This is a genomic window from Pseudomonas parasichuanensis (assembly GCF_021601385.1).
In the GTDB taxonomy this organism is placed as follows: domain Bacteria; phylum Pseudomonadota; class Gammaproteobacteria; order Pseudomonadales; family Pseudomonadaceae; genus Aquipseudomonas; species Aquipseudomonas parasichuanensis.
The window spans coordinates 33,207-50,034 of record NZ_BQHO01000023.1; the positions used below are offsets into that span (position 1 = coordinate 33,207).

Genomic DNA, 16,828 nt, shown 5'->3' on the forward strand with positions numbered 1-16,828 from the left:
GGAGGTAGTCATGAACACGCAAGCACGAGCGAAACTGCGGGCCTGGATACACCGCCCCAAGGGAAGCCTGGGCTGGATCGCGGCGATCGCCGCGTTGCTTGTCGCGGCATCTGTCTATCGCGCCGTGAGCCCGAGCTGGCGCATGCCCATGCGTGATCCGGCCGTGCTCCTGAGCCTGCTGGCATTGAGTGTGGCGCTGGGCTGGGCGGTGCAGCGCGGCGTGAAACGCACGGTCGGCAAAGCCATCTTCAACGGTCAGGAGACGGGCTGGCAGGCAAGGCTCGCCTTCCTGCGCTCGATTACCCGGGAATCGAACGTGCTGATGGGCACGCTGTTGCTTCTGGCAGTACTGGGCAGCGCCACCCTATGGTCGGCCGGGCGCTCCGTGGCGCAGATCGTGGAAAACTGCTCGGCCAACCTGCAGGCACAGGTGCAGGTGCCTGAAGATGAGCAGCTTGCGGCGGTGGTCGGCAAGCCCGTGTGCACCTGCCTGGCGCAAACCTTCCTGCAGCGCAATGGGGTGATCCGCCTGGCGTTGTTCGAAACGCCGCTCCAGGAAGTGAGCGGCCTGCAGGCGCTTACTCCGGCGGATGAGCAGCGCTGCCTCGCGCAGTTCGATCTGTTACCCGAGCAAGGCAGTGCAAGCACGCCCTGAAAGCGGGCGGTTGCCACCCTGGGCACGCCTGCGCAGGTAGGCCGCCGCGCCTTGGGGCCTTGCGCGGCGGCCAGCGATCAACTCAGGTTGAGCCGGTGGATAACCTGGCTCAGGTCATCCGGATCGGCAGCTGTGGTGAAGCCTGCCGCCTTGGCCAGGTCGCGCATGGGCTGGTTGGCTGCCGAGTCGATCGAGTACATCTGCCGCAAGCCCTTGGCCTTGGCATGATCAATCAGGTGCCTGAGCAACAATCTGCCCAGCCCATGATGTTGCCAGCTGTCGAGAACCGTCACGGCACACTCGCAGGTGTCATTGCCGACAGCGGCTGCGTAGCGGGAAATACCCACCTCCTGCAGTTCGCCATCCACGTGGGCGAGGGCGACGAAAGCCGCCTGTCGGTCCTGGTCGACCTGCATCAGCTGGTCGAGCATGGCCTTGCCGGGCTCCTTGACCTGGCAAAGGAAGCGAAAATGCCGCGACTCGGGCGAAAGGCGTTCGATGAAGGCCTTTTCCCGCTCTCGGTCCTTGGCTTGCAACGGCCTGACGAGCACATGGGTGCCGTTATCGAGGGCTTCGATCCAGTGCTCGCCTGCGGGTGTCGGAAAGGGCGGTTTGGAGGGTTGCTTTGAACGTTCGGCGGGGGTCATGGCATATCCTCGGCATTGATTGAACCAGGGAAGGCCAGTGTCGGCGCTTGACTGCGAGTTGACTTGACAGTTGTCAAAGGATTGGCAGCTGGCGTGGATTCATCTGCAGCAAGCCCAGGCGGGTGTTATCGACCCTTGGTCGGCCATGGCGCAAACCTTTTGCAGCCCAGCTAACTTGAATACATGCCTGCAGGAACAAAGCGGAGGCATCGTCATGTCTGGCGCTGCGCAAAGTGGTGCAACACAACATGTGAAGTGCCTTGCCTGCTCATTGAGTCGGCTTTGTCTGCCTGCCAGCCTTAGTGCCGACGAAGTGGAACAGCTGGAGCGCATCGTGCGCCGAAATCGCCCATTGAAGCGGGGCGAGTACCTGTTCAAGGCCAACCAGCCGATGGAGCATGTGTTCGCTCTGCGTTCGGGGGCGGTCAAGAGTTTTCTGCTCGATGCCGATGGTAACGAGCGGGTCACAGGCTTTGTTCTGCCCGGGGAAATGCTCGGTCTGGATGCTATCGGTGCCAGCCACTACCGCAGTTTTGCGGTGGCGCTGGAGGTTTCGCTGGTCTGCTCCATCAGGCTGAATCAACTGGTGGATCTGTCGGGCCAGATCCCGGGGCTGCGCTATCAACTGCTGCACATGCTCAGCCTGGGGATCCAGGGCAAGGACGAGCACCTGCGCTGCTGCCACGGGCGGGCCGACCAACGGCTTTCGATCTTTCTGCTGGGTATGGCCGCGCGTTACCAGGCCCGAGGCTTGAGCGCCGATCTGTTCAACCTGCCCATGTCCCGGGGGGATATCGCGAACTACCTGGACCTCACCTTGGAAACCGTCAGCCGGGTGTTCGGCCGTTTCATTGATGAAGGCTTGGTGCAATGTGCCGGGCGGGAAGTCAGGCTTGTCGATGAGCAAGGCCTGATCAATCTCAGCCGCCTGGAGGGATCCACTTGAGGGTGGCCAGGAGCCTGTCGTACCGTTGCACGGGCCACCCTTGCCCGGAGGAGGCAGCCCAGGCCGGGCCGAGCAAATGGTCCGTGCGTAACCAGATGCGCTGCGCGGCGACGCCTTTTTGCCAGCAAAGGCGGGCAGCCTGTCGAGCCACCTGAGGCGCGGCGCAACAATACACCGTGTCCGGCAGAAAGGCGTCCAGCAGTTGCCTGAGATGCAACCAGCCGCTACTGCTGTCGCGTAGCTGCGGCAGCAGCGTCGAAACCCAGGCTTGACAGTCTTCCGGCAGCCTATGGGCCGAAATACCTTCGTGCGACAGCCGTATTTGTACCCCGGGTAGCCAGCAGCGAATTTCATCCAGCGCACCCAGCAACGGCAGCAGGCCCTCGCCGCGGCTGATTGCCAGTAGCCTCGCGCTTTGCAGGGGCAGTGGCCAGGCGCTGCCGAGCGGCCCCGAATAGTCGAGCAGATCCCCCACTTTGCCCAATCGCGTCGAGGCGTGGGTGGTAACAAGGAATCGCCCGGCCACCCCAGGCAGGCTCACATAACTGCAGGGCCAGGACTCGGTGTGCCTGCCGAGCAGGCAGTACTGACCTGGCATCGCCTCGTCAGGTTGCCGGCCGCAAAGGGCCAGGCGCAGGTACTGCTGATTGCCAGGCCCGTGCGGCAATTCGAGTAAGTGGACGCGTGCGCTGAAATCCCGGCCCATTGCGGCCTCACTGTAGTTGTGACCCATCTGAGTTCAGCCTGGGCCCGGTCTGGTGCAGCACCTTGATCGCGATCAAACCGGCCGGCGAGCGTGATCGTGGGCTCGTGACCATTCGATGTTCACTTGGCTTTCCAGTACTTCTGCATCTCCAGAAACAGGAACGAGGCGGTCCAGGTGATCAGCACCAGGCCGGTCAGCGCTTGCAGGCCGGTGAGGTACTTGAGGTGGCCGGTGGGGGCGATGTCGCCGAAGCCTATGGTGGTGTAGGTGGTGAAGGAAAAATACACGCAGTCCAGAAAGCTCCCGTCGAAATTGCCGCTGAGCCTTCCCCAGCCCTCGGCATGGGCCATCAGGTAATAAGCCAGGGCAAAGCACCAGACTTCCACGGCATGGGCCAGCAACGCGCCGAATACCCCCGCGACGATACGGAACCTGCTCCACAGCCTGAGGCGCGGTAGCCAGTCATTCAGGCGCAGCAGGCATTCGTAATGAATGACCACCACCAGGATCACGATCAGCATGTTGATCAGCGTGACAGTGAGCATCGTCGTTACTCGGGACGCGGTTGCAGGGTCACTGCTTGCTGGCGATCAAGGTATAGGTGGCGGGGTCAAGGACCCGCGGCAGCAGCGCCGGGAACTCTTCCGGGGTGATGCTTTCCTTGGCCAGCAACAGGTGCGCACCGGCATCCAGGTCTGCGCGCCGCTGCTCGAGCAAAGTGCGGGCACGGCCGTAGGCCTCTTCCAGCAGGCCACGGATGCCGAGGTCGATCTCGCGGGCGGTCTGCTCCGAATAGTCCTTGCGCGCCTGGTGCAGCAGCGAGTCACCGAGGTAACTGGCCTGCTGGCGCTCCAGCACCGCCTGGCCCAGCGCTGCGCTCATGCCGAAGCGGGTAATCAGCTGTCGGGCGATATCGGTGGCGCGCCCCAGATCGTCGGCGGCGCCCGTGGAAATCTGACCGAACACCAGGTTTTCGGCGGCGCGCCCGGCCATCAGCACGACGAGCCGGTCGCGCAGCATTTGCGTGCTGATCAGATAGCGGTCATCGGTGGGCCGTTGCAGGGTGTAGCCCAGCGAGCCAGCGGCACGGGGGATGATCGACACCTTGTGTACCGGGTCCATCGCCGGCAGGCTGCTGGCGGCCAGCGCGTGGCCCATTTCGTGGTATGCCACCACCTGCCGCTCGTCGCTGCGCAGCACGTTGCCTTTGCGCTCGACACCGGCCATCAGCCGTTCGATCGCTGCAGTGAAATCCTTCAGCTCGACCCACTGGCTGGCCCGCCGGGTGGCGACGATGGCGGCTTCATTGACCAGGTTGGCCAGATCGGCGCCTGTCAGGCCCGGCGTGAGTTCGGCAATGCGCTCGCAATCAAGGTCGTTCTTGTAGACGATCTTGTGCAGGTGCACCTTCAGGATCGCCAGCCGGCCCTTGCGGTCGGGCCTATCGATGAGGATCTGCCGGTCGAAGCGTCCGGCGCGCAGCAGTGCCGGGTCCAGCACTTCGGGCCGGTTGGTCGCTGCCAGCAGCACCACGCCTTCGCGCGGGTCGAAGCCGTCCAGTTCGGCCAGCAGTTGATTGAGGGTCTGTTCTTTCTCGTCATTGCCGCCCAAGTTGCCGATGCCGCGCATCTTGCCCAGGGCATCCAGTTCATCGATGAAGATGATGCAAGGTGCTGCCTGGCGGGCCTGATCGAACAGGTCACGGACCCGCGCAGCGCCCACGCCCACGAACATCTCGACGAACTCCGAACCTGAGATCGAGAAAAACGGCACTGCCGCTTCCCCGGCAATGGCTTTGGCGACCAAGGTCTTGCCAGTGCCGGGTGGGCCGACCAGCAACGTGCCTTTGGGCACATGCGCGCCAAGGCGTGCGTACCAGGCTTTGTTCTTGAGAAAAGCGACGATTTCCGTCAGCTCATCCTTGACCTCATCGATGCCCGCAACATCGGCGAAAGTGACCTTGATATCGTTCTCGACATACACCCGCGCCCGTGACTTGCCAACGCCCATCAAACCGCCCAGGCCTTGTTTCTGCCCCAGGCCGTGAAAGAGGAAGTACCACAGCACCAGCATCATCAGCACTGGCATGAACCAGCCGACCACGGTCGCCAGGGTGCTGTCCTCCGCGACACCACTGAATGCCACGCCCGAGCGCCCCAGTTGCTCGCTCAGTGCCGGGTCGACACGTACAGTGGAAAACACCGTGTGCCCGTCGATGGGCTCTTGCAAGCGGCCCAGGATGCGTTCGCGTTCGACATGCAGGTCGCTGACCTTCTGCTGCTCCAGCAACTGCAGGAACTGGCTGTAAGGGATGGCCTGCACGGCCGGCCGGCTGAACAGGCCGAACTGCGCGGCAGCCAGCACGGCCAGCCCGACTGCCAGGAAGTACAGCTTCCAGGGCTGCTCGTTGTTCATGGCCATCCCTCCTTCTGTTTGCGTGGGCTAGGCGATCAACAGGCAGTCTTTGACCTTGCTCACGCCTGGCGCCGACCAGGCCTTACGCTCCACCACTTTGCGCACGCACAGCAGGTGCTCCTCGAGCACAAGGTCTCGCAAATCAAGGTCGTTCATGATGGGCTCCGTTGGCAGACCGAAGGGGCAGGGGTGCCCTTCGCTGTTTTTACCCCTGCATCGGGCGAGGCGATTGATAAAGGTCAAACTCGGCGAACTGACGCTACGTGGTTGACAAATGTCAGGCCGCTGCGGGTGCCGCGACCGATACTCAGGGTGTCTTGGCACCCACGAGGGTCTCTACATGCAACGTTATCTGCTGTTGGGGTGGGCGAGCCTGTTGCTGCTAGGCGCTTCAGGTTGCAGCCCGTGGCGCACCGCGGAATACGACGCGCGTCTGGAGTCGGCAGAGAACAATGCTGCCACCGCCCGCTTGCGCGCCGATCAGGTGTGCTCCCGAATCGATCTGGTCGAGCAGACCGCCAATGAGGCCCTGCGCCGGGCAACCCAGGCTCAGGACCAGGTGCAGCAACTGCGGCAGCAGGCCAGGCGCAAGTAGCAGCCGCAGGCGGCGGATCAACCATGGATCGCCAGGATGCTGGAATGCACCTTGTACAAGGTCTGTTCGGTGGTACTGCCGATCACCTTGGCCTGCCCTGCGTGGTAAAGCGTGCCCATGACGACCACCTCGAAGCCATGCTGGTTGGCGTATTCACTGACAACGGTGCGAGCCGCGCCTCGCAGCACGTGCAGGTGATCCGGCTTGATGCCGCAGTGGCTGGCGAATGCGCTCAAGCGCTCCCGCGCCCGGCCGGTCACGTCCTCGATCCGTTCATCAGTCCAGGCGACGGGTGCGGCGGCATAGGCGACGAAACTGGCGCTGGGCTCCCAGGCCTGCAGCAGATGCAATTGCGCCCTGCAGGCGCGCGCCAGCAGTTGCGCGGCTTGCAGGATACGTTCGTTGAGTTTGCGGATGGCCGGATCATGTTCGACCAGGTCCACGGCGACCAGGATCTGCGCTGGCAGTGAGGCATCTGCCTGGGCCACCAGGTGCAGCGGGACAGGGCAGCGACGCAGCAATTGCCAGTCCAGTGGCGTGAGCAGGGCACGGCTGACGAGGGTTTCGTGGCGAATGTCTTTAATCAGCATTGCCACCCGGTGCACTTGTGCCAAGCGGATCAGGTCCTTGAGCGGGTCTTCGTCTTCCAGTGTTTCGGCATAGGCAGTGAGGCCCTGCTCGCCAAGCGCCTTCACCTGCTCGTGCAACCACGCCTTGCGGTGTTCCTCGTCCTGCTTGCGCGCGTTGCTGCGCAGTATCTGGTCAAGTGTGGCCAGGCGTGAAGGCAGGCGGTTCAGCAGCACCAGGTGCAACGTGGCGCCCGTCGCCTTGGCCAACGCTTGCGCGCGCGCCAGGGCGGGCGAGGGGTGCAGATCCGGGTGGCAGATCAATAACAGTCGCGTCAGGGCGTTCATGGTGGCCTCCACGGCGATGGCCGCCTCGCTGGCGGCATACCGGTTCAGGCCAAGGGTGGCGCGATGGCGCCCGGGGGCCTTGATTTTTATCAAGTACCGACCAGCACGGGCTTCGATAATGACACTCGCAGACAACCGCGCTGCTGCGCCGGGAGGTGACCGATGAGCCCGTATCGCCGGATCCTGCTGATCATGACCGAGGTCCGGGCCAGTGCCGCGTTGTCCCGGGCCATGGCACTGTCTGCGGCCTCCGGTGCTTGCTTGCATGTGCTGGGCATCCACGAGTCTGCCGAGCTGCGGCTGCGTCATGCCTTGCAGGAGCCTGCCTTGCCCTCTGCCACGTTCACGCACTTCGTCTCAGGGCTCAAGGCGTTGATTGATGAACAGCCAGCCGTTGGCCTGCGCCCAGGCTTCGAGGCCATGGAAACCTCCAGCCCGCGTGATCTGGTTTCAGGTTACATTGCCCGCTACGCACCTGACCTGGTGATCAAGGACTGTCCAGGCTGCGCCCTGTTCGATCAGGTGGCACAGACCTCGCTCGACCAGGCGTTGTTGCATGCAAGCGCGGCACCGTTGATGTTCGTGCCGGCTGACGCCCCGGCTTTGCCTGGCAGTGTGCTGGTGGCGGTGGATGTCGCCAGCCTGACGCCGCAGAAGGACTCCCTCAACCATGAATTGCTCGCGGCGGGGCAACAGCTGGCTGCTCAATGCCGGGGGCAACTTCACGTGCTCTCGGTTTACGACCTGCCGGTCGCCATGCTGGCCAATCCTGATCTTGCCGGCCCCTGGGCTGACGAAGTACGCGAGTCGCTGCAGTTACCGTTCGACGCCCTCGCCGATGCCCATGGCATCCCCCTCTCGCACCGCTATTTCAGCGAAGGGGCGCCAATGCGGGTGATCAAGTCGCATATCGTCAAGTTGAAGATCGATGTGGTGGTGGTCGGCGTGGTGCAGGCCAGAGGCTGGGCCAGGTTGATCGGCGATACCACCGAACGACTCGTGAGCCATGCGCCGTGCAGTATCCTGGCCATCAGACCTGTGCCTGCCAGTTGAGTCACAGGGGATCGGCGCGTCGACCATGGGCCTCACTTCGAGGCAGAACAGCGCCTCGAAGGGCTGAAATGGCATTCGACGATATCCTGCGCCGCGACATGCAGGTGGATGCCGACGATGCTTGCGCACTGTCGCTGCTGCTGCCCGGTGGATCTTGGCAATCCAGGCTGTTCGTGGCAGCGATGCTTGCTGGCATGCTGCTGGTCAATGCGGTGAAAGCATCACGGCGCTGAATGGGGTAGCAGCCAGGTCGACTTCATGCCACCGCAGGAAGGCAGCTGCAGCCTCTGCGACGGTTTTCATCCCGCTTCAGACTCTCTTCAGATTCGCCCCCGATACTCACCCTGACCAACCCATTCGGGGGGAGATTCATGACGCAAGCCCTCTGGAGCAACCTGCTCCCATTGCCCATCGGCACCCACCCAGACCATCACGGCCATTTGTCCTTGCACCTGAATGACGACCCGGGGCGTGGTGATCTGGAGCACTTCATCCATCAGTGTTTTGCCGAAGTACATCACGCCGATGTCCATCACTATCTGCCCGAGTTGCTGGCGCTGCATGACAGCCATGGGCAACTGATCGCTGCGGCCGGCATGCGCCCGGCCAGCACCGGGCGGTTGTTTCTCGAACACTACCTGGACGAGCCGCTGGAGAGCACGATTTCACGCCTGACGGGCGCGCCGCTGGGGCGCGATCGCCTGGTCGAGGTCGGCAACCTGGCATCCCTCAGCGCCGGCAGTGCGCGGATCATGATCATCGCCGTCACCTGGTTGCTGGCCACGCGCGGGCTTGAATGGGTGGCGTTTACCGGTGCGTCCACGTTGATCAACAGCTTCCAGCGCCTGGGGCTGGCCCCAACCGTGCTGGCGCCGGCCAACCCTGCGCGGCTCAAGGAACCTGCCGGGCAGTGGGGGAGTTACTACGATCAGCATCCCCAGGTGTTCGTCGGTGAGATTCAGCAGGGTTTCGCGCGGCTCAGTGCTGCTGGCGTGTTTCGACGCCTGGGTTTCCCGGCGCTGGACGAGGAGACCGGCCATGCCGCATGAACTGGAGCGCTTCAAGCAACTGCTGTTCGCCCACGGCCGAGAGCACGGCGATGCCCTGGCTGTGGCGGGCTCCAGTGAGCGGTTCACCTACAGACAACTGCTCGCCGAGGTAGGGTTGCGTGCCAAGGCGTTGAGCGAACGCCCGGCCGGTGTGTTGATGTTGGCGCTGGATAACGGCCCTGAACTGTTGTTCTGGGACTTGGCGGCACTGGTCTCGGAGCGCGCGTGTGTGATCGTGCCGACCTTCTTCAGCACCGCACAGGTGCAGCACTGCGCCGGGCAATGTGGCGCGAGCCTGGTGCTTTGCCAGCGGTCGTGGGAGGAAACGTTCAGCCAGCTGGGCTTCGTCGAACAGGATGGGTTCTGGGCGCGCGAGCTCGAAGCAGCCGTGACGCTCCCTGCAGGGACCGCCAAGATCACCTACACCTCCGGCAGTACGGGCACCCCGAAAGGCGTGTGCCTGGGCGCGGATGCCATGCTGCGGGTCGCCCATGAGCTGGAGCTGGCCAGCCGGCCCACCGAGCCACGGCGCTACCTGGCGGTCCTGCCCTTCGGTGTGTTGCTGGAAAACCTGGGTATTTATGCCGCTCTGATGGCAGGCGCCAGTGTGCTGCTGTACCCACAGATGCAATTGGGTATGGGCGGCGCCAGCCAGGTCGACTTCAAGCGCTTGCTGGGAGCCATCGCCTTGAGCGGTGCGCAGAGCCTGATCCTGGTCCCGCAACTGTTGATGGGCCTGGTTGCGGCAATCGAGCGAGGGCTGACCCGGGTGGGCCCGCTGCGTTTCGTCGCGGTCGGCGGGGCACGGGTTTCCCCCAGCCTGCTGGCGCGGGCCGAGGCTATCGGCCTGCCGGTGTTCGAAGGCTATGGCCTGTCGGAGTGCGCGTCGGTGGTGGCGCTCAACCGCCCGGGGGCCATGCGCATGGGCAGCGTGGGGCGCCCTTTGCCCCATGTGCAGGTGCGCATCGCCGAGGATGGCGAGGTACTGGTCGCGGGCTCCGTGCTGCTGGGCTACCTGGGCGAGGCTGCGCAGGCGCCCAATTGGTGGGCCACGGGCGACCTGGGTTACTTCGATGATGACGGCTACCTGTACCTGAACGGGCGCAAGAAGCACCAGTTCATCACCAGCTTCGGGCGCAACGTCAACCCGGAATGGGTGGAGGCCGAACTGACCCAGAGCGGCGTGATCGCCCAGGCGTTCGTCCACGGCGAAGGGGCGCCGCGCAACCTGGCCTTGCTCTGGCCGCTCGACCCGGGGGCAAGCGACGAGGTCATCGAACAGGCCGTGCAACGCAGCAATGCGGCATTGCCTGATTACGCCAGGGTGCATGCCTGGCGGCGCCTTCCCGGCCCCCTGGGGGTCGCCGAACAAACCTTGACCGCCAATGGGCGGCCGCGCAGGGAAGCGATCCTGCAGCGTTACCACACCCTTTTGTCCGATCCCTTGTCGTGAGGCTCACCATGTCATTCTTCGACACCCTTCAGTTGCACACCACCCAGGAGCGCGAGGCCCTGTTCGCGTTGCCCGTGATCCGTGAGGCACTGGCCGGCCAGGTCAGCCGGGAACGCTATGTCGCCTTCCTCACCCAGGCCTATCACCATGTGCGGCACACCGTGCCGCTGATGATGGCCTGTGGCGCGCGCCTGCCTGCGCACCTGGAATGGCTGCGCGGGGCCGTGTGCGAGTACATCGAGGAGGAATATGGCCATGAACAGTGGATCCTCAACGATATCAAGGCCTGTGGCGGTGATTGGGAGGCGGCGCGCGATAGCCGTCCCGCCTTGCCAATCGAGCTGATGGTCGCCTATCTCTATGACGTGATTGCCCGGGGTAACCCGGTGGGGCTGTTCGGCATGGTCAATGTGCTGGAAGGCACCAGCATCGCCCTGGCCACCCAGGCCGCCGGTTCGATCCAGAGCAGCCTCGGGCTGCCCACTACGGCGTTCAGCTACCTGAGCTCCCATGGCGCACTGGACCAGGATCACATGGTGACCTACAAGGGCTTGATGGACCGCTTGGAGGATGTGGACGATCACCAGGCCGTGATCCACGCCGCCAAGGTGGTGTACCGGCTATACACCGCGATGTTCGAAGGGCTGCCACAGGCGGGCCAGGCACAGGTGCAGCATGCGCTTGTCTGAATCGGTGGTGGTGCTGACCGGGGCCAGCGGCGGTATCGGGCTGGAGCTGACCGAGCAATTGTGCGCGGCCGGTGCCCGTGTGCTAGCGGTGAGCCGCCACCTGGGCAAGCTTTCCGGCCTGCTGAGCCGTTACCCGGATCGCCTGCGCTGGCAGACCGCGGACCTGCGCAGCCAGCAGGGGCGCGAGCAGGTGGTCGCGCGTGCCCGTGAAATGGGCGGGGTCAATGTCCTGATCAACGCTGCTGGCGTGAACCGTTTCGCCTTGCTCGACCAGCTGGACGAGCACGCGCTGGACGAGTTGCTGGACATCAATCTCAAGGCGCCGCTGCAATTGACCCGCGCCTGCCTGCCCCTGCTGCGCGAGCAACCCAGGGCACTGGTCGTCAATGTGGGTTCTACCTACGGCTCGATCGGATACCCCGGTTATGCCAGCTACTGCGCCAGCAAGTTCGCGCTGCGCGGGTTCTCCGAGGCATTGCGCCGCGAGCTGGCCGATACCTCGGTCAACGTGCTGTATGCCGCACCACGCGCTACCCGCACAGGCATGAACAGCAGTGCGGCAACTGCACTCAACCAGGCCCTGAAGGTCGGCATGGACGACCCCGCCGATGTGGCCCGAGCCGTGCTCATGGCGGTGCAGTCCGAGCGCAGCGAGCTGTACCTGGGCTGGCCGGAAAAGCTCTTCGTGCGCATCAACGGCATGCTCCCCGGGGTGGTCGACCGGGCGCTGCGCAAACAACTGCCCGTGATTCGCCGTTACACCGGCAGCCACACCAAGGAGTCGAGCAAATGAAGCCTCTGATGATTGTCAGCCTGTTGGCGTTTACCCCCTTCGCCTGGGCGCTGGATCAGGCTGCCAGTCAACGCCTGGGTGATCTGCAGCAGCGCTGGGCGCAGATCCAGTACCAGACGCCGAAAGAGCAACGCGCTGACGCGTTGGAAAAACTCTCCGGCGACGCAGCCGCGTTCGTTCATCAAAACCCCGGCACCCCTGAGCCGTTGATCTGGCAAGGCATCATCAACAGCAGCTGGGCGGGCGCCATAGGCGGGCTGGGTGCGCTGGGCAAGGTCAAGGCGGCCAAGGCCAGCCTGGAGCAGGCCATGAAGCTGGACCCCAACGCGCTCCAAGGTTCGGCCTATACCAGCCTCGGAACGCTCTACGACCAGGTTCCCGGCTGGCCGATAGGGTTCGGTGATGCCGACAAGGCCGACGAACTGCTGCGCAAGGCGCTGAAGGTCAACCCTGACGGGATCGACAGCAACTACTTCTGGGCCGATCATCTGTACCGGCAAAAGCGCTACCCTGAAGCCACCGCCGCCTTGCACAAGGCCTTGCAGGCAGCGCCACGCCCAGGGCGAGAGCTGGCGGACCAGGGCCGGCGCGCCGATATCGATGCTTTACTCAAGGCGATCAAGGAAAAACAGGACTGAACATGCGGCTGCTGCTGGTTGAGGACGATACTGCGCTGGGGGAGGGGATCTGCGACGGCCTGCAACAGGAGGGCTACACGCTCGACTGGTTGCGCGACGGGATGAATGGCTTGCATGCGTTGCAGCATGAGGCGTTCGACCTGGCCATCCTGGACCTTGGCCTGCCGCGCCTGGACGGGATCGAGCTGCTGCGGCGCCTGAGGGGCGGTGGCGACAGCCTGCCGGTGCTGATCCTCACCGCACGGGACGCCCTGGATGACCGTATCGCCGGGCTGGACGCCGGCGCCGATGATTATCTGGTCAAACCGTTCGACCTGAATGAACTCAAGGCTCGGTTGCGCGCTTTGCTCAGGCGTAGCGCCGGTCGCGCCAAGGTATTGATCGAGCATGCCGGGGTCATGCTCGATCCCGCAACCCAGCAGGTGCATTATCTCGGCGCCGAAGTCGTTCTGACCCCGAAGGAATATCAGTTGTTGCACGAGCTGCTGGCGCAGCCCGGCAAGGTTTTCACCCGTGAACGCCTGACCCAACTGCTGTATGGCTGGGACGAGGAGCCCGAAAGCAATACGCTGGAGGTGCATATCTATCACCTGCGCAAGAAGCTGTTCAACGGCCTGATCCGTACGGTACGTGGCATCGGCTACCTGGTCGAGGTCAAGGCATGAGTTCGCTGCGCCAACGCACCCTGTGGCGGGTGATGCTGCTGTTGCTGCTCGGAACCGGCCTGCTGGCGCTCTATAACTACCACGACAGTCGCCATGAAATTAACGAGGTGTACGACGCGCATCTGGCCCAGAACGCTCGCTTGCTGCAGGGCGTCATGAGCCTGCCGGTGCAAAGTGGCTCGCGTGAAGCGATGTACCAGGCATTCAACGAGGCGTTGGCCCAGGCCGGTCACCATCGGCCAGGCCACCCGTACGAGAGCAAACTGGCATTCCAGGTGTGGGGGGAGGGTGGCGTACTGCTGGTGCATACCCCAAGTGCACCCAGTCTTGACGTGCCTGCGGCCAAGCCGGGGTTCTCCGATTTCGAGAGTGGCGACAAGCGATGGCGTGGCTTCGTGTTGCCGGTGCCGGAGAAGCACTGGGTTATCTGGGTGGGGGAGCGCGACGATGTACGCCTGGACCTGATCGACCGCATCGTGCGCCATACCCTGTTCCCGTTCCTGCTAGGCGGCCTGGCCCTGGCATTGCTGGTCTGGGCGGCGATTGGCTGGGGCTTGCGTCCGCTGCAGAGCATGGCCGCCGTGATCCGCGCACGTCACGCCGACTCCCTGGAGCCCTTGCGCCTGGTGCCGCTGCCCTCGGAACTGGAGCCCATGCAGGCGGCCATCAATCGCCTGCTGGCGCAGATCGGCGAACTGTTGCGGCGCGAACATCGGTTTATTGCCGACGCTGCCCATGAAATGCGCACGCCCCTGGCGGTATTGCGCCTGCACGCACAGAATGCCCTGCAAGCGGGCAGCGAGGCCGAACGGCAGAAGGCATTGGGCTTTCTGATCGGCGGGGTCGATCGGCTGACCCGGGTGGTGAGCCAGTTGCTGACACTGGCCCGTGTCGAACCTAGGCTGGGGCAGCGTGCTACTGCCCAGGTCGACCTGGCCGAGGTGGTCACCGATACCCTGGCCGAACTGACACCCTGGATACTGGACCATGGCCAGGAGCCTTCGCTGGACATTGGCGACGGTGATCATCATCTGGCCATTGATGCCAGTGCGCTGACGATTGCGCTGCAGAACCTGGTTTCCAATGCGGTAGTGCATTCGCCCCCCGGGGGGCGCATCACAGTGCTGCTCAGGCGTCTGGACAATCGTTTCGAACTGATTGTCGAGGATGAGGGCCCGGGTATCGACGAGGCTGATATCCCGCGCGTTTTCGAACGTTTCTATAGCCGCAACAGCCCCGATGGCGCGGGCCTTGGGTTGTCCATCGTCGCCACCATCATCGAGCGTCTGGGTGGGCAGGTGCGCCTGCAGAACAGGCCCCATGGAGGGTTGGCTGCCACTTTGTCGTTGCCGATTGCCTGAGCCAGTCAGTAACTGGAGTAGCCGTTTAGTGGCGGCACTTCCATGTTGCGGGCATCGCCTCGTGAACACCGAGCGTTGGGCTACATGTTTTCATCGCTGCCAAAGAACATCTGAATCCGCGACCGCAGCCACCGCTCCGCCGGGTCATTGTCCTGCGCACCCCGCCAGGCCATGTGCAACTCGAAACTGCGCACGTCCAGTGGCAGGTCCTCTGCCCGCAACCCGCCCGCAGCGGTCAACGCATCCGCGGTGTAGTCCGGTACCGTGGCGACGATATCGGTCCCCGCCAGCAAACTCCCCAACCCGTTGAACTGCGGCACCGCCAGCACCACATGGCGCTTGCGGCCGATTTCGTCCAGCGCTTCATCAATGAACCCAGACAAGTCACCGGCAAACGACACCAACGCATGGGGCCGGGCGCAGAAATCGTCGAGGCTGATGCTGCCGGGCATGCTGTCGGCGCGCAGCAACTTGGGCATGCTGCGGCGCAGCACCTTGCGCTTGGCGTTGGCAGGCAGGTCGCTGGTGTAGCTCACGCCCACCGAGATTTCGCCGGAGGCCAGCAGCGTCGGCATGAGCAGGTAATTGACCCGGCGTACCACCAGCACGATACCGGGGGCCTCGGCGCGGATGCGCTTGAGCAGCTGCGGCAGCAGGGCGAACTCGGCGTCGTCGGACAGGCCGATGCGGAACACCGCGTTGCTGGTGGCCGGGTCGAACTCGGCGGCGCGGCTGACGGCGGTGGAGATCGAGTCCAGCGCCGGGGAGAGCAGGGCGAAGATCTCGTGGGCGCGGGCCGATGGCTCCATGCTGCGGCCGGTGCGCACGAACAGCGGGTCGTCGAACAGGCTGCGCAGGCGCGACAGGGCGGCGCTGATGGCCGGCTGGCCGAGGAACAGCTTTTCGGCGGCGCGGGTCACGCTGCGTTCGTGCATCAGGGTTTCGAACACGATCAGCAGGTTGAGGTCTACGCGACGCAAGTCGTTACGATTCATTCGATGCGGCTCGCCAGTCAGTGGGGCAGGGGTGAATCTTACGGCCAAAGGCTGTTACCCTGCACCGATTTGTGGGAGCCAATGCGCAGATTTGCCTGGGGCCCAATCAATGACAGGCATGTCGACTATTAACGGCCACTGATGGCCCAAAGCGCAAAGCCCGGATAAAGTCCGTGGTAATACGAGATTCACACAGGCGAGGTATGCGATGTCCCGCATGATCCGTTTCCACAAGTTCGGCCAGGCCGATGTGCTCTGTTGCGAGGAGCAGGCCGATCCGTCCCCGGCCGCAGGCGAAGTGCAGGTGCGCGTCGAGGCGATCGGCATCAGCTGGTACGACGTGCTCTGGCGGCAGAACCTGGCACCGTCCCAGGCGCGGCTGCCGGCTGGCATCGGCCACGAGATGGCCGGTGTGGTGATGGCGGTTGGCGAAGGGGTGGACGATATTGCGGTGGGCGACCGGGTCGCCAGCTTCCCGGCCACCAGCCCCAATGATCACCCTGTCTATGGCGATGTGATCGTGCTGCCGCGCAGCGCCATCACCCGTTACCCCGACGTGCTGACCCCGATCGAGGCCAGCGTGCACTACACGCCGCTGTTGATCGCTTATTTCGCCTACGTCGACCTGGCCCGGGCCAAGGCCGGCCAGACCGCGTTGGTCACCGATGCCAGCCACTGCGCTGGGCCGGCGTTCGTGCAACTGGGCAAGGCCCTGGGGCTCAAGGTGTTCGCCGCCACCAAGGAGCCGGAGCAGCGTGAATACCTGCTCAGCCTGGGTGCGGACAAGGTGATCGTCACCGAAGAGCAGGACCTGGTCCTGCAGGTCGGCAAGTACACCCATGGCCGCGGCGTGGACATGGTCCTCGACGGCATGGGCGGGCCGCAGATGTCGCTGCTCGGCGACGTACTTGCACCGCGCGGCAGCCTGGTGCTGTATGGCCTGCAGGGTGGCAACCAGACGCCGTTCCCGGCTTGCGCGGCGTTCCAGAAGAACATCCAGTTCCATGTGCACTGCATCGGCAACTTCACCGGCAAGCCTGAGCTGGGCATTGCCCAGGACCAGGTCGCCCTGCAGCGTGCGTTGCGTGACATCAACCAGTTCACCGCCGACCAGCTGCTGACACCGCAGATCATCAAGGTGTATCCGTTCGACCAGGTGGTCGCGGCCCATCGCCATATGGACGAGTGCCCCTGTGGAGGGCGTGTGGTGTTGGACATGGCGGTGAACTGATCGCCAGCGACTGTTGCCATCAT

At 64.0% G+C, this 16,828-nt stretch carries 20 protein-coding genes; 13 read left to right on the forward strand and 7 right to left on the reverse strand.

Annotation, left to right across the window (positions count from 1 at the left end; all coding sequences use genetic code 11):
- Positions 1-10: 10 nt before the first annotated feature.
- Positions 11-655 carry a hypothetical protein gene (locus L6D77_RS18095; RefSeq protein ID WP_232884575.1) on the forward strand — a complete coding sequence of 215 codons (645 nt, stop codon included), beginning with the start codon at positions 11-13 and terminating at the stop codon, positions 653-655.
- A 77-nt stretch (positions 656-732) separates the two neighbouring features.
- Here the strand turns inward: L6D77_RS18095 and L6D77_RS18100 are convergent, their stop codons facing one another.
- Positions 733-1,302 (reverse strand): GNAT family N-acetyltransferase, encoded by a 570-nt coding sequence (locus tag L6D77_RS18100; RefSeq protein ID WP_232884574.1) that lies wholly within the window; start codon positions 1,300-1,302, stop codon positions 733-735.
- Between the two features lie 214 nt (positions 1,303-1,516).
- Between L6D77_RS18100 and fnr the strand changes: the two genes are divergently transcribed.
- Complete coding sequence (fnr, locus tag L6D77_RS18105; RefSeq protein WP_232884602.1) at positions 1,517-2,248, forward strand: fumarate/nitrate reduction transcriptional regulator Fnr; 732 nt, start codon at positions 1,517-1,519, stop codon at positions 2,246-2,248.
- Here the strand turns inward: fnr and L6D77_RS18110 are convergent.
- The 4 genes from L6D77_RS18110 to L6D77_RS27310 all read right to left on the reverse strand — a co-directional run bounded on the left by L6D77_RS18110 (position 2,223) and on the right by L6D77_RS27310 (position 5,525).
- Positions 2,223-2,981, reverse strand: coding sequence for a hypothetical protein (locus L6D77_RS18110; protein ID WP_232884573.1), 759 nt, complete (start codon positions 2,979-2,981; stop codon positions 2,223-2,225). The two genes, fnr and L6D77_RS18110, sit on opposite strands and share 26 nt — an antisense overlap.
- A gap of 92 nt (positions 2,982-3,073) precedes the next feature.
- Positions 3,074-3,499 carry a potassium channel family protein gene (locus tag L6D77_RS18115; RefSeq protein WP_232884572.1) on the reverse strand — a complete coding sequence of 142 codons (426 nt, stop codon included), beginning with the start codon at positions 3,497-3,499 and terminating at the stop codon, positions 3,074-3,076.
- Positions 3,500-3,527: 28 nt separating this feature from the next.
- Positions 3,528-5,369, reverse strand: coding sequence for an ATP-dependent zinc metalloprotease FtsH (gene ftsH / locus L6D77_RS18120; RefSeq protein ID WP_373870597.1), 1,842 nt, complete (start codon positions 5,367-5,369; stop codon positions 3,528-3,530).
- A gap of 27 nt (positions 5,370-5,396) precedes the next feature.
- Positions 5,397-5,525 (reverse strand): hypothetical protein, encoded by a 129-nt coding sequence (locus L6D77_RS27310; protein WP_269807636.1) that lies wholly within the window; start codon positions 5,523-5,525, stop codon positions 5,397-5,399.
- A 184-nt stretch (positions 5,526-5,709) separates the two neighbouring features.
- Here L6D77_RS27310 and L6D77_RS18125 point away from each other — a divergent pair, with 184 nt between their 5' ends.
- Positions 5,710-5,964, forward strand: a complete 255-nt coding sequence (locus L6D77_RS18125) for an outer membrane lipoprotein OprI (protein WP_232884570.1) — start codon at positions 5,710-5,712, stop codon at positions 5,962-5,964.
- A gap of 17 nt (positions 5,965-5,981) precedes the next feature.
- On the opposite strand, the gene L6D77_RS18130 is transcribed toward L6D77_RS18125, so the two are convergent.
- Entirely contained in the window at positions 5,982-6,878 is an 897-nt protein-coding gene (locus tag L6D77_RS18130; RefSeq protein WP_232884601.1) for a universal stress protein, read from the reverse strand.
- A 162-nt stretch (positions 6,879-7,040) separates the two neighbouring features.
- On the opposite strand from L6D77_RS18130, the gene L6D77_RS18135 reads away from it, so the two are divergent.
- The 9 genes from L6D77_RS18135 (at position 7,041) to L6D77_RS18175 (ending at position 14,579) form a co-directional block, all read left to right on the forward strand.
- Positions 7,041-7,931: a universal stress protein gene (locus L6D77_RS18135; protein WP_232884569.1), complete on the forward strand. Its 891-nt coding sequence runs from the start codon at positions 7,041-7,043 to the stop codon at positions 7,929-7,931.
- Between the two features lie 68 nt (positions 7,932-7,999).
- Positions 8,000-8,164, forward strand: coding sequence for a hypothetical protein (locus tag L6D77_RS18140; protein WP_232884568.1), 165 nt, complete (start codon positions 8,000-8,002; stop codon positions 8,162-8,164).
- A 138-nt stretch (positions 8,165-8,302) separates the two neighbouring features.
- Positions 8,303-8,980: a thermostable hemolysin gene (locus L6D77_RS18145; RefSeq protein WP_232884567.1), complete on the forward strand. Its 678-nt coding sequence runs from the start codon at positions 8,303-8,305 to the stop codon at positions 8,978-8,980.
- The gene (locus L6D77_RS18150; RefSeq protein ID WP_236170103.1) at positions 8,970-10,433 is read left to right on the forward strand and encodes an AMP-binding protein; all 1,464 of its coding nucleotides are present in this window, start codon (positions 8,970-8,972) and stop codon (positions 10,431-10,433) included. Before L6D77_RS18145 ends, L6D77_RS18150 begins: the two co-directional genes overlap by 11 nt.
- An 8-nt stretch (positions 10,434-10,441) precedes the next feature.
- The gene (locus tag L6D77_RS18155; RefSeq protein ID WP_232884565.1) at positions 10,442-11,122 is read left to right on the forward strand and encodes an iron-containing redox enzyme family protein; all 681 of its coding nucleotides are present in this window, start codon (positions 10,442-10,444) and stop codon (positions 11,120-11,122) included.
- Positions 11,109-11,915 carry an SDR family oxidoreductase gene (locus L6D77_RS18160; protein WP_232884564.1) on the forward strand — a complete coding sequence of 269 codons (807 nt, stop codon included), beginning with the start codon at positions 11,109-11,111 and terminating at the stop codon, positions 11,913-11,915. Before L6D77_RS18155 ends, L6D77_RS18160 begins: the two co-directional genes overlap by 14 nt.
- Positions 11,912-12,553, forward strand: coding sequence for a tetratricopeptide repeat protein (locus tag L6D77_RS18165; RefSeq protein ID WP_232884563.1), 642 nt, complete (start codon positions 11,912-11,914; stop codon positions 12,551-12,553). The genes L6D77_RS18160 and L6D77_RS18165 overlap by 4 nt, the downstream gene beginning before the upstream one ends.
- A gap of 2 nt (positions 12,554-12,555) precedes the next feature.
- A complete protein-coding gene (locus L6D77_RS18170) occupies positions 12,556-13,218 on the forward strand; it encodes a response regulator (RefSeq protein ID WP_232884562.1) in 663 nt (220 codons plus the stop codon).
- Entirely contained in the window at positions 13,215-14,579 is a 1,365-nt protein-coding gene (locus L6D77_RS18175) for a sensor histidine kinase (protein ID WP_232884561.1), read from the forward strand. The genes L6D77_RS18170 and L6D77_RS18175 overlap by 4 nt, the downstream gene beginning before the upstream one ends.
- An 80-nt stretch (positions 14,580-14,659) precedes the next feature.
- Here L6D77_RS18175 and L6D77_RS18180 read toward each other — a convergent pair whose 3' ends face one another.
- Positions 14,660-15,574, reverse strand: a complete 915-nt coding sequence (locus L6D77_RS18180) for a LysR family transcriptional regulator (RefSeq protein ID WP_232884560.1) — start codon at positions 15,572-15,574, stop codon at positions 14,660-14,662.
- A gap of 208 nt (positions 15,575-15,782) precedes the next feature.
- Here L6D77_RS18180 and L6D77_RS18185 point away from each other — a divergent pair, with 208 nt between their 5' ends.
- Complete coding sequence (locus L6D77_RS18185; protein ID WP_232884559.1) at positions 15,783-16,805, forward strand: zinc-dependent alcohol dehydrogenase family protein; 1,023 nt, start codon at positions 15,783-15,785, stop codon at positions 16,803-16,805.
- Positions 16,806-16,828: the final 23 nt, after the last annotated feature.